Annotated in this window: 16 protein-coding genes; 8 read left to right on the top strand and 8 right to left on the bottom strand. The window is 73.0% G+C overall.

What is annotated here, in order from left to right; all coding sequences use genetic code 11:
• Nucleotides 1-51: 51 nt before the first annotated feature.
• Both pspAA and AC3IX6_RS27545 read right to left on the bottom strand, forming a co-directional pair.
• Entirely contained in the window at nt 52-330 is a 279-nt protein-coding gene (pspAA, locus tag AC3IX6_RS27550) for a PspA-associated protein PspAA (protein WP_489365545.1), read from the bottom strand.
• Between the two features lie 12 nt (nt 331-342).
• Nucleotides 343-1,137, bottom strand: coding sequence for a PspA/IM30 family protein (locus tag AC3IX6_RS27545; protein WP_489365544.1), 795 nt, complete (start codon nt 1,135-1,137; stop codon nt 343-345).
• A 233-nt stretch (nt 1,138-1,370) separates the two neighbouring features.
• Between AC3IX6_RS27545 and AC3IX6_RS27540 the strand changes: the two genes are divergently transcribed.
• Together AC3IX6_RS27540 and AC3IX6_RS27535 are read left to right on the top strand one after the other, a co-directional pair.
• Nucleotides 1,371-1,979, top strand: coding sequence for a DUF3043 domain-containing protein (locus AC3IX6_RS27540; protein WP_489365542.1), 609 nt, complete (start codon nt 1,371-1,373; stop codon nt 1,977-1,979).
• An 89-nt stretch (nt 1,980-2,068) separates the two neighbouring features.
• On the top strand, nt 2,069-2,791 hold the full coding sequence (locus tag AC3IX6_RS27535) for a class I SAM-dependent methyltransferase (RefSeq protein WP_489365541.1): 723 nt from the start codon (nt 2,069-2,071) through the stop codon (nt 2,789-2,791).
• A gap of 124 nt (nt 2,792-2,915) precedes the next feature.
• Here AC3IX6_RS27535 and AC3IX6_RS27530 read toward each other — a convergent pair whose 3' ends face one another.
• Nucleotides 2,916-3,128 carry a hypothetical protein gene (locus AC3IX6_RS27530; protein WP_250742535.1) on the bottom strand — a complete coding sequence of 71 codons (213 nt, stop codon included), beginning with the start codon at nt 3,126-3,128 and terminating at the stop codon, nt 2,916-2,918.
• Between the two features lie 104 nt (nt 3,129-3,232).
• On the opposite strand from AC3IX6_RS27530, the gene AC3IX6_RS27525 reads away from it, so the two are divergent.
• The 6 genes from AC3IX6_RS27525 (at nt 3,233) to AC3IX6_RS27500 (ending at nt 10,506) form a co-directional block, all read left to right on the top strand.
• On the top strand, nt 3,233-4,438 hold the full coding sequence (locus AC3IX6_RS27525; RefSeq protein WP_489365539.1) for a bifunctional adenosylcobinamide kinase/adenosylcobinamide-phosphate guanylyltransferase: 1,206 nt from the start codon (nt 3,233-3,235) through the stop codon (nt 4,436-4,438).
• Nucleotides 4,439-4,472: 34 nt separating this feature from the next.
• Entirely contained in the window at nt 4,473-5,399 is a 927-nt protein-coding gene (locus AC3IX6_RS27520) for a DMT family transporter (protein WP_489365537.1), read from the top strand.
• A gap of 50 nt (nt 5,400-5,449) precedes the next feature.
• The gene (gene cobT / locus AC3IX6_RS27515; protein ID WP_489365536.1) at nt 5,450-6,511 is read left to right on the top strand and encodes a nicotinate-nucleotide--dimethylbenzimidazole phosphoribosyltransferase; all 1,062 of its coding nucleotides are present in this window, start codon (nt 5,450-5,452) and stop codon (nt 6,509-6,511) included.
• Nucleotides 6,512-6,776: 265 nt separating this feature from the next.
• Nucleotides 6,777-8,510 (top strand): phosphatidylglycerol lysyltransferase domain-containing protein, encoded by a 1,734-nt coding sequence (locus tag AC3IX6_RS27510; protein ID WP_489365534.1) that lies wholly within the window; start codon nt 6,777-6,779, stop codon nt 8,508-8,510.
• The gene (locus AC3IX6_RS27505; protein ID WP_489365533.1) at nt 8,507-9,253 is read left to right on the top strand and encodes a hypothetical protein; all 747 of its coding nucleotides are present in this window, start codon (nt 8,507-8,509) and stop codon (nt 9,251-9,253) included. Before AC3IX6_RS27510 ends, AC3IX6_RS27505 begins: the two co-directional genes overlap by 4 nt.
• A 71-nt stretch (nt 9,254-9,324) precedes the next feature.
• Nucleotides 9,325-10,506 carry a sensor histidine kinase gene (locus AC3IX6_RS27500; RefSeq protein WP_489371576.1) on the top strand — a complete coding sequence of 394 codons (1,182 nt, stop codon included), beginning with the start codon at nt 9,325-9,327 and terminating at the stop codon, nt 10,504-10,506.
• Between the two features lie 31 nt (nt 10,507-10,537).
• Here AC3IX6_RS27500 and AC3IX6_RS27495 read toward each other — a convergent pair whose 3' ends face one another.
• The 5 genes from AC3IX6_RS27495 to AC3IX6_RS27475 form a co-directional block, all read right to left on the bottom strand.
• Complete coding sequence (locus AC3IX6_RS27495) at nt 10,538-11,383, bottom strand: endo alpha-1,4 polygalactosaminidase (RefSeq protein ID WP_489365532.1); 846 nt, start codon at nt 11,381-11,383, stop codon at nt 10,538-10,540.
• Nucleotides 11,380-12,075 (bottom strand): spherulation-specific family 4 protein, encoded by a 696-nt coding sequence (locus AC3IX6_RS27490; RefSeq protein WP_489365530.1) that lies wholly within the window; start codon nt 12,073-12,075, stop codon nt 11,380-11,382. The genes AC3IX6_RS27495 and AC3IX6_RS27490 overlap by 4 nt, the downstream gene beginning before the upstream one ends.
• A 21-nt stretch (nt 12,076-12,096) precedes the next feature.
• Entirely contained in the window at nt 12,097-13,713 is a 1,617-nt protein-coding gene (locus tag AC3IX6_RS27485) for a hypothetical protein (protein ID WP_489365529.1), read from the bottom strand.
• Complete coding sequence (gene pelF / locus AC3IX6_RS27480; protein WP_489365528.1) at nt 13,710-15,224, bottom strand: GT4 family glycosyltransferase PelF; 1,515 nt, start codon at nt 15,222-15,224, stop codon at nt 13,710-13,712. Before pelF ends, AC3IX6_RS27485 begins: the two co-directional genes overlap by 4 nt.
• A 148-nt stretch (nt 15,225-15,372) precedes the next feature.
• Nucleotides 15,373-17,397 (bottom strand): hypothetical protein, encoded by a 2,025-nt coding sequence (locus tag AC3IX6_RS27475; protein ID WP_489365527.1) that lies wholly within the window; start codon nt 17,395-17,397, stop codon nt 15,373-15,375.
• Nucleotides 17,398-17,606: the final 209 nt, after the last annotated feature.

Genomic DNA, 17,606 nt, shown 5'->3' with positions numbered 1-17,606 from the left:
CCTCATGGGGGCGGGCCCTTCTCTTCACGTCTGCGCGCGGCCGGCCCGGGATCAGCCCGGGATCAGCCCGTCGTCGCTGAGCATCTCCCGCACCTCGTCCAGTGAGGCGTCGGGGGCGGGCAGGATCAGTTCGGACGGCTCCAGCGCCTCGTCGGGCAGCGGCTCGCCGAGCCTCCGCACGGCGTCGAGCAGCTCGCCCAGCGTGCGCCGGAAGCCCTCCTCGTCGCCGCTCTCCATCTCCGCGAGCAGTTCGTCGTCCAGCTTGTTGAGCTCGGTGAAGTGGCTGTCCGCCAGCTCCACCTGACCTTCCCCCATGATGCGGACAATCATGACGGCCCCGTCCTACTGCTTGTCGAACCGGTGCTGGGTCTGCGGCTGCTGGCCGGCGCCCGGGGCGCCGCCCTCGATGGCCGACTGCTGGGCGGAGGGGCCGCCCGCCAGCTCGGCCTTCATGCGCTGGAGCTCCAGCTCCACGTCCGTCCCGCCGGAGAGGCGGTCGAGCTCGGCCTGGATGTCGTCCTTGGAGCCGAGGCCGCTCCGGTCGTCGAGCGCGCCGGAGGCGAGCAGCTCGTCGATCGCGCCGGCGCGGGCCTGGAGCTGCGCCGTCTTGTCCTCGGCGCGCTGGATGGCGAGGCCGACGTCGCTCATCTCCTCGGAGATGCCGGAGAAGGACTCGGCGATCCGCGTCTGCGCCTGGGCGGCCGTGTACGTGGCCTTGATGGTCTCCTTCTTCGTGCGGAAGGCGTCCACCTTGGCCTGGAGCCGCTGCGCGGCGAGGGTCAGCTTCTCCTCCTCGCCCTGGAGGGTCTGGTGCTGCACCTCCAGGTCGCTGACCTGCTGCTGCAGCGAGGCGCGGCGGGACAGGGCCTCACGGGCCAGGTCCTCGCGGCCCAGGGCCAGCGCCTTGCGGCCCTGGTCCTCCAGCTTGCTGGACTGGCCCTGGAGCTGGTTGAGCTGCAGCTCCAGCCGCTTGCGGGAGGTCGCCACGTCGGCGACGCCGCGGCGCACCTTCTGAAGCAGTTCGAGCTGCTTCTGGTACGAGTAGTCGAGGGTCTCGCGCGGGTCCTCGGCCCGGTCCAGGGCCTTGTTCGCCTTCGCGCGGAAGATCATCCCCATACGCTTCATGACACCGCTCATGGGCTTCGCGCGCCCCCTTCTAGACGGACTGTGCTCCAGGTCACCAACAAGACCCACAGTACGGGCCCTGCATCTATTACCGCACTGTTCGAGCGGGGATGCGCTCCTCCTCCAGGACGACTGCTCGTCCGCCGTGTCAGGCGTAAGGAGTAGGTGCTTCCCTCAGGTAGGACGCCCGCCGTTGCCGGATCGTTCCCCGCCGGGATGGGGCCCGTGGCCACAACCACGTACCCTTGGGTTTTGTGTTTGGTAGCCGATCCTCCAAGGAAGAGAAGGACGCCGCCACCGACAAGGTGAGCGCCGACCTCTCGCAGTCCCGTGACCCTCAGGCCCCGAAGGGCCGCCCGACGCCGAAGCGTGCTGTGGCCCAGTCGCAGCGCAAGGCCGTGGTGGCCTCGACCGGCAACCGCAAGGAGGATGCCAAGCGAGCTCGTGAGCGCCGCCGGGTCGAGATGACCAAGCAGCGCGAGGCACTCGCCAATGGCGACGAGCGTTATCTGCCCAACCGCGACAAGGGTCCCGTGCGCCGGTACGTGCGCGACTTCGTGGACTCCCGCTTCTCCGTCGCCGAGATGTTCCTGCCGCTGGCCGTGATCATCCTGGTGCTGAGCATGGTGCGGGTGCCGTCCATCCAGAACATCGCGCTGCTGCTGTGGCTCGGCGTGATCGCGCTGATCATCGTCGACTCGATCGGCATGTTCATCCGCCTGCGCAAGGCCCTGAACCAGCGCTTCCCGGACGAGCCCAAGCGCGGCGCCGTCGCGTACGGCCTGATGCGCACCCTCCAGATGCGCCGACTGCGTCTGCCGAAGCCGCAGGTCAAGCGCGGGGAACGGCCCTGAGCCCAGGAACGCCCGGAGCGTTCGGGGGGAGTGGCTTCGCGGACGGGGCCCGGCTGTGGCTGGAAGGCCTGGGCGGGCTCCGCAACGCGGTGCGCCAAGAGCTCGTCGGCCGTCAGGTCGACGAGCAGATCGCACACCGCTTCCCCGTCGGGCAGCGGCTGCGCGTCCTCGACGTCGGCATGGGCCAGGGCACCCAGGCGCTGCGCCTGGCCCGCGCCGGGCACATGGTGACCGGGCTGGAGCAGGATCCGGCGATGCTGGCCGTCGCCCGCGAGGTGCTGGCCGCCGAGCCCCCCGGGATCCGGGACCGCGTCCGCCTCATGGAGGGCGACGGCCGGGAGACCGGCGCGCACTTCCTGCCGGGCAGCTTCGACGTCGTGCTCTGCCACGGCGTCCTCATGTACGTGCCCGAGCCGGACGCCATGCTCGCCGGGCTCGCCCGGATGCTGGCTCCCGGCGGGCTGCTGTCCCTGCTGGTGCGCAACGGTGACGCCCTCGCCATGCGGCCGGGCCTGCACGGGGACTGGACGGGCGCGCTGGCGGCCTTCGACGGCGTCGACTACACGAACCGGCTGGGCCTGGACGTGCGCGCCGACCGGCTGGCCACGCTGACCGCGACCCTGTCCGGGATCGGCGCCCCGCTGCAGACCTGGTACGGGGTGCGCGTCTTCACCGACGGCACCGAGGCCGCGGACAAGCTCCCCGCCGAGGCGGAACTGGAGCGGCTGCTCGCCGCCGAGGACCGCGCCGGGCGGACCGACCCCTACCGCGGGGTCGCCGCGCTGCTGCACCTGTGCGGCGTACGGGGCTGAGCCCCGGGCCGCCGGACCGCCGTGGACACCGCTGAGCCCGGACCCCCCGAGGGGTCCGGGCTCTCGCGCACCCGGCCGGAGCCGGTGACGCCGGTCGGCGCCGGTCAGCGCCGGTCAGTGCCGGTCAGAGTTCCGCGGCCTCGCGCAGGCTCATCGTGTAGAGCTGGACCCCGTTGTCGTCGGACAGCTTCACCTGTTCGGTACCGCCTTCCAGCAGGTCCTTCCAGTACTCGCCGATCCAGGACTCGGCGTCCCCCTGCGTGGTGAACTCCTCCGGCACCACCGACGGGCTCGTCTCACTGCCGTCGGCCGTCTCGAACCGCCACGTCCACGCCATGTCCGCCTCCGTTGCTCGTCCGCTTCTCACACGCTTCTCGCCTTGAGTGTGCCCGCAGACTAACCGGGCGCGCAGCAGTCCCGGCGACGCGGGAGGATCATCCTGTGGAACTCACTCTGCTCGGCACCGGCACACCCGAAGGACTGCCCCGCCCCGGCTGTCCCTGCGCCGCGTGCGCGCTCTCCGTGGGGCCCCGGGCGCGCGCCGCCACCTCCGTGCTCGTGGACGGGGCGCTGCTGCTGGACCTGACCCCCGGGGCGGTGCTCGCCGGCGCACGGGCGGGGCATTCGCTGGCGGCCGTACGGCAGGTCCTGCTGACGCACCCGCACGACGGCCCGCCCGTGGAACTGCCGCCGGGGCTGCCGGCGGCCGGGCGGGTGCCGGACGGGCGGGAGCTCGCGGTGATCTCCGGGCACCGGGTGCGGGCGGTGCCGATGGACGCGCCGGGCACCGGGTACGAGGTGACCGGGCCGGACGGTGCCCGGATGCTGTACCTGCCGCCGGGCGGGGCCCCGGCCGGGACCTCCGGCACCAGCGGGCGGCGCCCGTACGACGTGGTCCTCGCGGACGTGCTCGGCCGGCCGGAGGCGCTGGCGCGGCTGCGGGCCAGCGGGGCGGTGGGCCCGTCGACGGACGTGATCGCCGTCCACCTGGACCACGACACCCCGCCGGGTGCGGAACTGGAGCGCCGGTGCGCCGCCGCGGGCGCGCGGACGGTGCCGGACGGCACCTCGGTGGCGGCCGGGGAGTACCGGCCGGCGCCCGAGGTGCCGCGGCGGACCCTGGTCCTGGGCGGCGCCCGGTCGGGCAAGTCGTACGAGGCCGAGCGCCGGCTGACCGGCTACCCGGAGGTCGTCTACGTGGCCACGGGCGGTACGCGCGACGGCGACGCGGAATGGGCCGCGCGGGTCGGGCTGCACCGCGAGCGCAGGGCCGCGTCCTGGCGGACGGTGGAGACCTGCGATCTGGTGCCGCTGCTGGCGCAGGACGGGCCGGCGCTGCTCATCGACTGCCTGGCGCTGTGGCTCACGGACGCCATGGACCGGGCCGGCGCCTGGGACGACGCGGTGTGGGCCGACAAGGGCGCCACGGAGCTGCGGGAACGGACCGAGGAGCTCGTGGCCGCCGTCCGTGCGACCCGCAGGCCGGTGGTGCTGGTCAGCAACGAGGTCGGTTCGGGCGTGGTCCCCGCGACCGCGTCGGGGCGCCGGTTCCGCGACGAGCTGGGGCGGCTGAACGCGGGGGTCGCCGGGGAGTGCGAGCACGTCCTCCTCGTGGTGGCGGGGCAGGCCCTGGTCCTGAAGCAGTAGCCGGGCCCAGCCGGGGAACGGATGAGGTGATCCCGTGGAATCCTCAGGCTCTTCGAGCAGTCCGAGCCTGGAGCGGGCCGGGCTGACCGCCTTCGTCTGCTGTTCGCTCCTGGGCGGCGGAAACGCGGTCGGGGTCAGGTTCAGCAATCGCGAGCTGGACCCGCTGTGGGGCGCCGCGCTGCGGTTCGGCACGGCGGCGGCGGTGCTGCTGGCGGTCATGGCCGTCATGCGCCTGGCGCTGCCCCGCGGGCGGGCCCTGGCCGGCGCGGTGCTGTACGGGGTGCTCAACTTCGGGGTGACCTTCGCGCTGGCCTACTACGCGCTGGTCCGCATCCACGCGGGTCTGGGGCAGACCCTGCTGGCCCTGGTCCCGTTGGTGGCGCTCCTGCTGGTGGTGGCGCAGCGTCAGGAGCCCTTCCGGAAGTCCGCGCTGGCGGGCACGCTCCTCGCGGCCGCCGGGGTCGCCCTGGCCTCGCGGGCGCCGCTGCAGGACGATGTGCCGCTGCTGTCCCTGCTGGCGGTGCTGGGCGCCGTACTGTCCTTCGCCGAGGCGACCGTGCTCGTGCACCGCCTGCCGCCGGTCCACCCGGTGACGATGAACGCGGTGGGCATGACGGCCGCTTCGGTGCTGCTGTTCGCGGGCTCGTTCGCCGCGGGCGACACCTGGCGGATGCCGGAGCGGGCGGCGACCTGGTGGGCGCTGGCCTACCTGGTCCTGGCGGGCTCGGTGCTGACCTTCGTCCTCTACCTGATGGTGGTCCAGCGGTGGGGTGGGTCGCGGGCGGCGTACGTCTTCGTCGTCATCCCGGTGATCACGATCGTGTTCTCCGCCTGGCTCGACGAGGAGGAGCTGACGGCCGGTCTGCTGCTGGGTGCCCCGCTCGTCCTCCTCGGCGTCTATCTCGGTGCCTTGCGGCCGGGCCCGGGGAAGCCGCCCGGGGCCCCGGCGGACCGTGGATAAGGGGCCGGGAGGAGCCTGGGCAGGGCTTCACCGGCTGTACCCTCTGGCAAATGACCACGCTGAATCTCGACGACTTCTCCGATCTGATCGAGCGCCCCGACGGGGGCGTCCGGCGTGACGCCGAGGAACGCCGTGAACGGCTGGCCGTGCCGGTCGGGGCGCTGGGGCGGCTCGACGAACTCGCCGAGTGGCTCGCCGCCGCCCAGGGACGGGTGCCGGTCAAGCCGATCGAGCGGCCGCGCGTCGTGCTGTTCGCCGCCGACCACGGGGTGGCCTCCGAGGGGGTCTCCGTACGTCCCGCGGGCAGCGCCCACGAGCTGGTGCGGGCCGTCCTCGACGGGCGCAGCCCGGTGGCGATCCTGGCCGCGCGGCTCGGCGCCTCCGTGCGGATCGTCGATGCCGGCCTGGACTGCCATCTCGACCTGCTGCCCCAAGAGATCACCAAGCACCGCGTCCGGCGCGGCAGCGGGCGGATCGACGTCGAGGACGCGCTGACGACCGAGGAGGCCGAGGCCGCGCTGCTCCTCGGCATCCAGATCGCCGACGAGGAGGCCGACTCCGGCACCGACCTGGTCGTCCTCGGTGACCTGAGCGTCGGCGGGACCACCGTCGCCGCGACCCTCGTCGCCGCCCTGTGCGGCACCGACGCCTCCGTGGTCACCGGCCGCGGCGGCATGCCGATCGACGACCTGACCTGGATGCGCAAGTGCGCGGCGATCCGCGACGCGCTGCGACGCGCCCGGCCCGTCCTCGGGGACCAGGTCGCGCTGCTCGCCACCGTCGGCGGCGCCGACGTCGCGGCGATCACCGGCTTCCTGCTCCAGTGCGCGGTGCGCCGCACGCCCGTGATCCTCGACGGGGTGGTCTCGGCGGCCTGCGGGCTGGTGGCCCAGCGAGCCGCCTTCCGGGCCCCGGACTGGTGGCTGGCCGGACAGGCCAGCGGGGAGCCCGGCCAGGCGAAGGCTCTGGACCGGATGGCACTCAACCCCGTGCTCGACCACGGCGTCACTGTGGGAGAAGGAACCGGGGCGCTGCTGGCTCTCCCCCTCGTCCAGGCGGCCGCCGCACTCGCGGCGGAACTCCCCGAACGAGCGGTAGAACCCACCGAATGAGTCACCGGGGCCCGCGGTCCTGACCAGGCCGCGGCCCTCGGGACCCCAGCACGGACCGCGATGCCCCATATCATCGCTTTTTATGGGAGAGGTCCGTTTGACCAGCGCAGAGACCGATCGGAAGACCGACCGAGCAACCGGTGGGGATCCGAACGGCAGAAACAATCCGGGGGGCGGCAATCAGGGCAACGGTCAGGGAGTCGCATCGCCCGGCCGGGACAACGGCCGCGGAAGCGTCCGCTCGCGGCGCAGCGCCACCTTCGCGGTGTGGTACTTGCGCGCCGTCACCTTCGTCAACCTGCTCAGCGCGGTGTGGTTCTCGCTCGGCCAGGACCTGCGCCGGCACAGCACCGCCGATTTCTACACTCCGTACCTGCTCACGGCGGGCTTCGCCTCCGCGGCGTTCTCGCTGCTGCTCACCGTCACCATGGGCCGCCGCAAGCGCGCGGCCTGGATCCTGAACCTCGTGCTCAGCGGGCTGCTCCTGGCGGCCTTCGCGATGGCCGCCGTCGCCTCCTTCACCCCGTGCTCGGGGGGCTCGTACGAGTTCTGCTACCCGGAGTTCCGCGTCCACCCGCAGAACTGGGTGGCCTTCGGCCTGACCGCGCTCTTCGTCGGCGCCCTGCTGCTGGGCCGCCGGGAGTTCTACGCCAAGGGCGACCGCTCCAACCCGCTGCTGGCCAGCCTGGTCGCCTCCGTCGGCCTGCTGGTGACCTCGCTGGTCGCCGCCCTGCTCGTCGGCGCGACCAACACCGACCCGGACGCCGCGGACGCCACGTTCCTGGCCCGCTGGCGGTACGGCGTGATGCGGCTGGTCACCCTGGCGCCGGACGACAAGGCGTACCACACGATCACCACCCCGGGCTGGGTGGACGTGGCGATCAACGTGATGTCCACGCTGCTGCTGCTCGCCGTCCTGTTCGCGGCCTTCCGCTCGCGCCGCGCCGTGGACCCGATCGGCGAGGAGGACGAGGAGAAGCTCCGTCTGCTGCTCGCCCGGCACGGAGACCGCGACTCGCTGGGCTACTTCGCGCTGCGCCGCGAGAAGTCCGTCATCTGGTCCCCCACCGGCAAGGCCGCGGTCACCTACCGCGTCGTCGGCGGGGTCTCGCTGGCCTCCGGCGACCCGATCGGCGACCCCGAGGCCTGGCCCGGCGCCATCGACCCGTGGCTGGCCGAGGCCCGTGAGCACGGCTGGGTGCCCGCCGTGATGGGCGCCAGCGAGGAGGCCGGGCAGATCTACGCCCGGCACGGGCTGGACGCGCTGGAGCTGGGCGACGAGGCCATCGTGGAGACCGACGAGTTCACCCTGGAGGGCCGCGCCATGCGCACCGTCCGCCAGGCGTACAACCGCGTCAAGCGGGCCGGGTACACGGTCCGCATCCGCCGCCACGCCGACATCCCGGCCGAGGAGATGGACGTACTCCTGCTGCGCGCCGACGACTGGCGCGACGGCGCGACCGAGCGCGGCTTCTCCATGGCACTGGGCCGGCTGGGCGATCCGGCCGACGGCCAGTGCGTGATGCTGGAGTGCTTCGACGGCCAGGGCGACCTGCGCGCCGTGCTGTCCTTCGTCCCCTGGGGACCCAAGGGTCTGTCGCTGGACCTGATGCGCCGTGACCGGGATTCCGAGAACGGTCTGATGGAGTTCATGGTCATCGAACTCCTGGAGCGGTCAAAGGAGATCGGGGTCGCACAGGTCTCGCTGAACTTCGCGATGTTCCGCTCCGTCTTCGAGCGCGGGTCGAAGCTCGGAGCCGGTCCGGTGCTGCGTCTGTGGCGCTCGCTGCTGAGCTTCTTCTCGCGCTGGTGGCAGATCGAGTCCCTCTACCGGGCCAACGCCAAATACCGGCCGATCTGGGAACCGCGGTTCATGCTCTTCGAGAAGAGTTCGGACCTGCTGCGGATCGGTATCGCGGCGGGCCGGGCCGAGGGCTTCCTGGAAGCACCCGGGCTGCCGAAGTGGATGCACCGCAGACATCTGGAGAGCAAGCGTTGACCACTGCCTCACTGCGGCGGTTCGCCCGCCGCGAGTGGGGGCCCCTGTACCGCACGGTCCGGGACGCGCTCGTCCGCGACAAGTGGCGGGCGATCCCGATGACCCTCGGCGCGGTCTGCCTGACCGCCGTCTTCCAGATCGTGCAGCAGACGTCATGGGGCTTCCAGCCGGTGCAGGACCTCGGGTCGGTCAAAGCCGTCGACCCGCTCTGGCTGGCCCTGCTGCGGACCCCGCTGTCGCTGTTCGTCCCGGCGCTGGACCTGCCGGTGTGGGGCGCGCTCGCGCAGATCCTCCTCGTCTTCGGGATCGCGGAGATCTGCATCGGCTGGTGGCGCACGCTGGTCATCGGCTACGTGGCCACCCTGGCCGGGACCACGTACGCGCGGATCGGGCTCTCGCTCGGCCCGGACCATCCCTTCGGCCTGCCCGTGTCGGACAAGATCGTCAACGACACGGGGCCCTCGGCGGCGGTGGTCGGACTCGCCGTCTACGTCTGCTGGCGCTACCGGGCCTACCTGACCGGCTCGGTCGTGATCCTGGTGATGATCGGCGAGCTGCTCTTCAAGGACAACCTGGCGGGCAAGGAGCACCTGGCCGCCATCGCCTCGGTGATGCTGATCTGCCTGGTCCGCGCCAAGTGGGGCCCGGAGCGCTCCCGCGCCCCGCTGGGGCGGCCCCCGGCCGCGGCCCCGCCGCCGGCGCCGCCGCCCGGGACGCCTCCCGTCCCGCCGCCCCGGGTCTGAGAACGCGCGCGGGGCCGTACCGTATCGGGGTGACGACACACCTCGGGCCGCTCGCCCCCACACGGCAGTGGATGCGGGACCATCCGCTGGCCACCGACGCCGTACTGGCGCTCGGGGCGCTCGTCGCCATGGTCGTCGGATCCTTCGCCGACCCGCACGGGGCGCACGGGCCGACCTTCGGGACCCGCACCCCCGAGCCGTTCTCGCTCGTCCTCATGGTGCTCGGCGCGGGCGCCCTGGTGCTGCGGCGCCGGCGGCCGCGCACGGTGCTGGCCCTGACCATCGGGCTCTCGCTGCTGGAACTGACCACCGGGGAGCCGCGGACACCCGTCGCCATGTGCACGGTGATCGCCCTGTACACGGTGGCCTCCCGCACCGACCGGCCCACCACCTGGAAGCTCGGCCTGCTCACCATGGCCGGGCTGACGGGCGTGGCCATGCTGGCCGGTCCACTGCCCTGGTACGCGCAGGAGAACCTCGGCATCTTCGCCTGGACCGGCATGGCCGCGGCCGCCGGGGACGCGGTGCGCAGCCGGCGGGCGTTCATCGACGCCATCCAGGAGCGGGCCGAGCGCGCCGAGCGGACCCGCGAGGAGGAGGCCCGGCGCCGGGTCGCCGAGGAGCGGCTGCGGATCGCCCGGGACCTGCACGACGTGGTGGCCCATCACATCGCCCTGGTCAACGTGCAGGCGGGGGTGGCCGCGCACGTCATGGACAAGCGTCCGGACCAGGCCAAGGAGGCCCTGGCGCACGTACGGGACGCCAGCCGGTCGGCCCTGAACGAGCTGCGGGCGACCGTCGGGCTGCTGCGGCAGTCCGGCGATCCGGAGGCGCCGACCGAACCGGCGCCCGGCCTGGCCGTCCTCGACGACCTGGTGGACACCTTCCGCAACGCCGGGCTCCCGGTGAAGGTGATGGTCCAGCTGGGCCCGGCCGCCGCGGTTCCGCTGCCCGCCGCCGTGGACCTGGCGGCGTACCGGGTGATCCAGGAGGCGCTGACCAACGTCCGCAAGCACGCGGGCCCCGGGGCCGGCGCCGAGGTCAGCGTGGTGCGGGTGGGCGGCTCGGTGGAGGTGACCGTGCTGGACGACGGCGGCTCCGCGGCGGACCCCTCGCCGGAGCCCCGCGACCCCGGCGGCGGGCACGGCCTGCTCGGCATGCGCGAGCGCGCCGTGGCCCTGGGCGGTTCCTGCTTCGCCGGCCCCCGCTTCGGGGGCGGCTACCGGGTGCACGCGATCCTCCCGGTGGGCTGAGCGGCCCCGCCCTCCCCTCGGCGGCCGGGGCTCAGCAGGTCTTGCGCCAGGCGCCGAGGTCGTACTTCTTCTGCAGCGAGCTGAGCTTCAGTTCGCGCGAGGCCGCGCAGAACCGGCTCGCCGGGAGCTCGTACTCCACGTGGAAGACGGCCTTGCCCGCCGCGATGAACGGGCTCAGCCGCGCGCACTCGTCGTACTGGGCGCACTGTTCGTTGACCGCGAAGTCGAAGTCCCCCACCAGCTCCGGGATCTGGTCCAGGTCGTTCTTCAGGCCGACCGACAGCCCCCGGTCGTGGGCGAGACGCACGATCAGCCGGTTGTAGTTCAGCTGGTCGCCGGCGGTGAGCGGGAAGCCGGACTTGTTGCGGTAGGCGTCCATGTTGTCCGGCTCCACCGCGTCGAAGCCCTTGTCCCGGCACATGTCGAACCGCTTGGCGATCAGCGGTTCCAGTTCGGTGAGCCGCCGGATGTCGAGCCAGCGCTCGCCCTCCCAGCCGTTGCCCTCCCCGCGCATCGACGCCGGGAAGGCCCCGGCGTCCGGCCGGAAGTCCTCCCAGGCGCCGGTGGACAGGTAGCAGATGGTCCGCCGGCCGGCCGCCTTCAGCTCGGCGACCTGCTCCTTGGTGGTGGTGAACCCGTCGATGTCGTAGACCGCCGCCTTCACCGAGGTGTCGAGCTTCCCGGTGATCTGCCACTGCCAGCTGACCCCGGGCGCCGGCTGCCAGCGTTCCCCGGGCGCCGGGGCGGGCGAGAGGTCGTCGGGCCGGTCCTCGTCCCCGTCCGGGTCCGGTCCGGAGGTGCAGGCCGCGAGCAGCAGCAGGGGTACGAGGACCAGCAGCCGGCGGCGGCCCGCCGGGCGGGTGTGCGGGCGTCTCATCCGGCGGCCTCCAGGGCGTACGGCAGGGTCCCCCACGGGTGCGCGCCGGTCCCGGGGACCGCGCAGTGCACCCCCGCCCCGCGCTGGGCCGCCAGCCGCCCGGCGAGTTCGGCGGCCGGGGCGCCCGGCGGGACGGCGTAGACGAGGTGGCAGAACCGGTGGGCGGGGTGGTCCGCGGTCCACGGGGGAACGGCGGCCGCGTCCCGGTAGGCGTCCCAGGGCCCCTCGAAGGTGACGAGCAGGTCGGCGAGTTCGGCGTAGCCCGGGTGCGGGTGCACTCCGTGGTTGAGGACGACGGTACGGGCTCCGGCGGCCCGCGCCGCGACGACGAGCCGCCGGTAGTGCGGCAGGAACTCCGGGCCGGCCGCGGCCTGGTCCAGGAAGGTCCCGTCGGTGCCGTACCAGTCGCGGTGGCGCAGCAGGTCCTGCACCACGGCGGCGTGCGGGCGCCGCCCGTAGTCGGTGTCGGTGTACCCCAGGACGGGCACCCCGGCCCCGCGCAGCCTTTCCGCGACGGCGGCGAACCGCTCGTCGGGGGCCTCGCCGGGCCCGCTGGCGGGGTTGAGCACCACGGAGTGCAGCCGGCCCGCGGAGCGGATGAGCCGCTCCCAGTACTCGGGGCGGTCGGCGGGGTGCTCGTAGAGGGGCACCAGGAGCATGAGGTCCTTCTTCTCGTACGGGTTCACGTGCATCGGCGATGGAGGGGCGGGGCGTCAGCGGTGGGCCGTGGCGCGGCCGAGGAACAGGCAGACCAGGGTGCCCAGCGCGAGCGCCGCGGCTCCGGCGACGGCCAGTTGGACGGCGCGCGGCTGCCCGAGGCCCAGGAGCAGGGCCAGGCTCTGCGCGACGGCGGCCGAGGCGCAGACCACCGCGGCGGGCCGGACGGCCCCGAAGGACTGCAGGAGCAGCCCGGTCCACATCACGGCGCCGAGCAGCAGCAGGGTGGCGACGCGGACCCCGGTCAGGCCGGGCGCGCCGGGCCAGAGCAGGGTTCCGGTGAGGCCGAGGGCCAGCAGCACCGCCAGGTAGGTGGCGAGGCACCGGGCCAGGGTGGAGAGCATCCGCAGCCGGAACTGCCGGGGCGAGCGGGCCGCGCGCAGCCCGGCGAGGCTGCCGCTGCGGAACCGGTGGAGCAGCCATTCGGCGGGGCCCATGCTGAGGGTGAGCGCCACCGCCGAGGGGGCCGCGACCGCCTCGGCGGGGCCGCCGGCGAGCACCTCCCCCAGGGCGGCGTACAGCACGAGCAGACCGGTGCCCAGGCCGAACACCCCGTACGGGACGGAGTCCCCGAGCCGGGGTCCGCGCGGTCCGTACTCCTCCTCGGCGCCGCGCAGCATCTGCCAGCGCACCGGGCCCCGTTCGCCCGGCCGGTGCTCCGTCCAGCCGCGGACCCGGAGCACGAGGGCCCGTACGCCGTCGGCCAGCGGCAGTTCCCGTACGGCCAGGGCGCAGGCGGCCAGGAGGGAGGCCGTCAGCAGGAGCACCCGGACCGGGACGGGCAGTTCCACGAGGAGGGTGAGCAGCGCTCCGGCGGCCATCGGTGCGAGCGCGGCCAGCAGCAGCCGCTCCCGCCCGAGCACGAGCAGCACGGTGGCGGCCCCGACGTACAGGGCCTGACCCGCGGCGAAGGCGTAGGAGAAGGGGGGCCCGCCGGGTACCGCGAGCGCGGCGGCGGTGCCCAGGAGGGCCCCCGCGGGGGCTCCGGCGAGCAGGGTCCGGCCGGCGGCGGCCCGGTCGCCGAGGCCGAGCCAGGAGTACGCCCGGTGGGACAGGGTCTGGTCCCAGACCCAGCCGATGAGCGCCCCGGCGAGCAGGGTGAGCGTCCCGGCGGGCAGCCCCAGCCGGTCCTTGGGGCCGTCCAGCAGCGGCGCGCCCAGCAGGTAGGCGAGCCCGGGCAGGGCGAAGATCACCCCGCGCAGGAGGCAGGCGGTGAGGGGCACCTTCCAGGGGTCGGGGACCTTGCCGGGCTCCGGGAAGGAGCGGGGCACGCGGGCGTAGAGCTCCTCGGCGAGGCCGAAGGAGTCCTGGCGTCCGTAGGCGAGGCGGATGTGCTCGTCGGTCATGCCGTCGGATTCCAGGACGGCGGCGATCTCGTCGGGGTGGACGGCGGCGGCGATGAACACGTCGAGGCGCTCGGCGAGTTCGTCCATCGGGTCGGCGGCCGGCCCTTCGCGTCCTTCGCGTCCTTCGCGACGCGGCCGCGGGATGCCGGGCAGCGCGTCGGCCGGGTCGGCGGAGGGCGCCGTACCGCGCCCGGCGGCCGCGGCGTGGCCGACGGGCACCCAGGTCCCGTCGGGGCCGGGCGGCTTGAGCCAGAGGGATCCGCTCACCACAGGCTCCCGTCGGCGGCGAGTTCCTTGTACCAGGGGTCGGCGAGGCGCTGGGTCCACTCGTCGCCCGCGTGGACGGGCAGGACGGGCTGTCCGGCGAGCTCGCGGTAGATGTGGCGGAAGCCGTCCACGGACTGGTGGAGCGTGAACTTCTCCACCACCCGCTTGCGGGACATCCGGCCCAGTTCCGCGCGGCGTTCGTCGTCGCGGAGCAGGGCGAGGGTGGCGCGGGCCATGGTCTCGGGCTCGCGCGGCGGGACGACGAGCCCGGTGTCGCCGACGGCTTCGCGGACCCCGCCCACGTCAGTGGAGACGGTGGTGCGGCCGCAGGACATGGCCTCGATGATGGAGAAGGGGAAGCCCTCGCTGATGGAGGAGAGCATCACGATGGAGCCGGCCGCGTAGGCCTGCGCGACGTCGTCGATGCGGCCCTCGTAGGTGATCCCGTCGCTCACCCCCAGTTCGGCGGCGAGCTTCTCCAGCTTGAGCTTGTAGTCCTCGCAGCCCGCCGGGACCGGGCCGAAGAGGCGCAGCCGCAGGGCGGGGAGCTCCTCACGCATGAACGCGTAGGCGCGGATCAGGGTTTCGAGGTCCTTGATGGGGTCGATGCGGCCGCACCAGCTGAGGGTGGGGACCTCCGGTTCGGGACCGGCCTCGGGGAAGGCGTGCGGGTCGACGCCGTTGTAGACGGTGCGGATCCGCTCGGAGTCGGCGCCCCCGCGCTCCTCCCAGCGGCGGTTGTACTGGTTGCACGGGGTGATCAGGTCGGCCTGCCGGTAGCCCTCGGTGTTGAGCTCGCGGTAGAAGCCGAGCATGAGCGCCTTGACGGGCCAGCGCTGTTCGGCGCTGCGGTAGCCGAGGTAGCGCTCGCGGAGGTAGATGCCGTGCTCGGTGAGGAGGAAGGGCACCTGGTCGAGGTACTTGGCGGCGAGCGCGGGGAGGGTGGCCAGTCCGCTGCTGACGGCGTGGGCGACGCTGTCGGGCGGGATCCGCACGGACAGCGGACGCAGCGCGTGTTCCAGCAGGTCGGTGGCGGTGAGCGCGTCGTGGATGGTGGGCTCGGCGTCGGCGGTGACCAGGCCGGGGCGGGTCCAGACGGTCATCAGCAGGCGCAGCACCGATTCGGAGCGCAGGGCCGCGGCGAGCCGCCCGGAGCGGGCCAGCAGGGCCAGCTCGCGCAGGGATTCGGAGAATCCGCCGCGCGCGGGGTCGAGCAGGGAGAGCAGGAAGGTCTCGTAGGTCTCGGCGAACCCGCGTTTGGCCTTGCCCCGCAGGCCGGAGCGCAGTCTGCGGGGCGGCGGGGCGCCCCAGAGGGGAACGCTGGTGTGGCGGTAGACGTTGCGCGGAAGTTCCCAGGTGACCGGCTCACGTCCGGAGCCGGTCAGGGCTATGACGTTGAAGTCGACCTCCGGCATGCCGCGGACCAGTTGGTCGCACCATGTGCTGACGCCCCCGTGGACGTGCGGGTAGGTGCCTTCGGTGAGCATGGTGACATGGCGCCCATGGCTCATGCGGTGTGTCCCCCCAGGACGGAAAAGGGGCCGGCGCCCGTGGTTCGCGGAGCGCCGGCGCTAGGTGGTACGCGTGGCTGTCTTGTGTACGTGCGCGCCCGGCCGATCGGGGCGGGTGGAGCACCGGCCGATCAGCGCGGGTGGAGCGTCAGGGCATGTTCAGCGTGACGGCGCTCTGGAGCAGTTCGGGAGCCGTCCAGGTGGAGCGGGAGCCGGCGTAGGCGGTGCCGAAGTCCGCGGTGCCCAGCAGGAGCTGCTTCCTGGTGCCGGTGGGCGCGGTGACCGGGGCCACGACTCCGGAGGGCGCCTTGACGGTGACGACCTTGCCGATGCGGTAGGCGGTGACCTGGTTGGCGGCGACCGCGGCGTTCCAGGCCGCGCGGCGCTGGAGCTCGACGCCGGTGTCCTTCATGCTCTGGTTCACGATCGGCGCGGAGGGCGCGTAGAGGGTGCGGTAGGTGTCGAGGACCTGGTTGAGCACCGGGTAGAGGGTGCGGTCCTCGGCGAGGTTGGACTGGTGGACGTAGTGCGGGCGCGGGTCGTTGTTCAGGACGTGCCGCATGGCGGTCCTGGCCTCGGCCGGGACGATGTAGTCCAGGTAGCCCGTCTGTGCGTCGAGCGGGGCCGGCAGGCAGGTGGAGGTGCCGGGGTTGTCCTCGCAGATGCCGCTGCCGCCGTGGGCCCGGCTGGTGTAGATCCAGTTGTACTCGTCGGCCATCTCGGCATTGGTGCCCGTGTTGTAGTACACGTTCATCGGGTGCCGGGGGACGGTCAGTGCGGCGCCGACCGCCCGCTGCGCGGGCTCGCGGGAGTTGTCGCTGCCCGCCCACTTCACGCCGTTGTCGGCGAGCGCGCCGGCCAGGTTGGGGTTGTCCTGGGCCTGCTGCGGGTTGGTCTTCAGGCCGGAGTGCTCACCGGTGACGAGCTCGGTCCGGTCGGTGGTGATGCCCTTGGAGGCCGCCCAGTTGTTGTTGTCCCGGATCTGCGCCGAGATCTCGGCGCGGCTCATCCAGTTGATCGCGCCGGCGGTGTTCTTCGTACAGGTCCACGGGACGGTGGTGGTGTCCTGGACGCAGCCGAGGAACGGGTGGGTGTAGGTGTGGTTCATCCACCGGTACTTCGCCCGGTCGGCGACGAGCTGGGCGGTCAGGGCGTCGACCCCGCCGTTCTCCGCCTTCCATTCCTCACCGGCGCCGCCGTTGAAGAGCATGTCGAGCTTGAAGTTCTTGGACGTCTGCCACTGCGCCGCGTACACGGCGTCGGCGGCCGTCATCCGGATCGTGGACTCCTGGCCCTCGCCGCCGGCGCAGGCGTAGTCGCCGGGGGTGCAGTTCAGGTCCTTGTTCCAGCGGGCGTCGGGGGCGAAGACGTCGTCGACGTGGACCGCGAAGTAGTTGCGCTCCTGGCCGAGGTGGATGCCCTGGGTGAGCCACTCGACGATGCCCCGGGCCAGCAGCCGGAACTGCTGCTGGTACTGGTTGTAGCCGAAGGTGACGACCAGTTCGCTGCGCCCGTCGTGGGTGTACTCGCCGACGAGCGAGGCCCGTCCGGAGCCGACCGGGGCGTCGAGGTAGCTGGTGTAGCCCGGCCGCGGCTTGGCCATGAACCCGTAGCTCTCGGGGATCAGCGGCGAGTTGTCCTCGAAGTCCACCTGCCCCCCGAGGTAGGCGAAGGGGCCCGCCTTGCCGGCGGTGGTGACCGCGGCCCGGGTGCCGTCGAGGGTGCCGCTGTAGCCGCCGTTGTCGGTGTACTCCAGGCCGACGCCCGGGTGCGCCCAGGTGTACGCGTCGACCTGGCGGATCCCGTACGTGGTCTCGTACGCGGCGAGGGCGGCCATCTCGGCCGAACCCGCCCCGAACGGATCCTCGTTCGGCAGCACCACGCCCTGGAACTTGGCGCGCGGCCGGCCGTCGACCGTGTCGGCGAGGAACGCCGCGTTGACGACCGGGCGGCTCCCGCTGCCCAGGTCGATGCGGGTGTACGGAACCCCCGTGTCGCGGAGCTCCGCCGTGATCGCCTCGACCGAGCTGCCGCCGTCGTCGACGACGAGCACCCGCAGGTCGATCCTCGGAGTCACCGCGGCCTGCGCGGATGCTCCGGGTACTGCGACGGATGCTATGGCGGCCGCGAGGCAGACGGCGGCGAGCCTGTTCATCCGGTTCTTGTGGACCATTTCGGCCTTTCCCCCCGCAGATCCTCGACTTCGGCCTGTGGCGTTGGGCCAGACCGGGGAGGCTTCTGTGGAAATGATGCAAAGGAACCCCGCGTCCCCTTGCGAGAGTGGTCCGAGTGTTTCGGACCTCGTCAGGTCTAAGAGGCAAACGTGGAACAGAGTCCACAGATGGGTGAACCTGGCAGCCCCTTGATCGAACAACTTGCCAA

It is taken from the genome of Streptomyces sp. GL_141, from assembly GCF_057834385.1.
This window is presented reverse-complemented; position numbering and strand designations above follow the sequence as displayed.

What these genes read in the sequence shown, in the direction of transcription:
- AC3IX6_RS27530 (WP_250742535.1), bottom strand. Translation starts at nt 3,128, where the DNA reads ATGGCGTGGACGTGGCGGTTCGAGACGGCCGACGGCAGTGAGACGAGC.
- pelF (WP_489365528.1), bottom strand. Translation starts at nt 15,224, where the DNA reads ATGAGCCATGGGCGCCATGTCACCATGCTCACCGAAGGCACCTACCCG.
- AC3IX6_RS27500 (WP_489371576.1), top strand. Translation starts at nt 9,325, where the DNA reads ATGCGGGACCATCCGCTGGCCACCGACGCCGTACTGGCGCTCGGGGCG.
- AC3IX6_RS27490 (WP_489365530.1), bottom strand. Translation starts at nt 12,075, where the DNA reads ATGCACGTGAACCCGTACGAGAAGAAGGACCTCATGCTCCTGGTGCCC.
- pspAA (WP_489365545.1), bottom strand. Translation starts at nt 330, where the DNA reads ATGATTGTCCGCATCATGGGGGAAGGTCAGGTGGAGCTGGCGGACAGC.
- AC3IX6_RS27545 (WP_489365544.1), bottom strand. Translation starts at nt 1,137, where the DNA reads ATGAGCGGTGTCATGAAGCGTATGGGGATGATCTTCCGCGCGAAGGCG.
- AC3IX6_RS27495 (WP_489365532.1), bottom strand. Translation starts at nt 11,383, where the DNA reads ATGAGACGCCCGCACACCCGCCCGGCGGGCCGCCGCCGGCTGCTGGTC.
- AC3IX6_RS27475 (WP_489365527.1), bottom strand. Translation starts at nt 17,397, where the DNA reads ATGGTCCACAAGAACCGGATGAACAGGCTCGCCGCCGTCTGCCTCGCG.
- cobT (WP_489365536.1), top strand. Translation starts at nt 5,450, where the DNA reads ATGACCACGCTGAATCTCGACGACTTCTCCGATCTGATCGAGCGCCCC.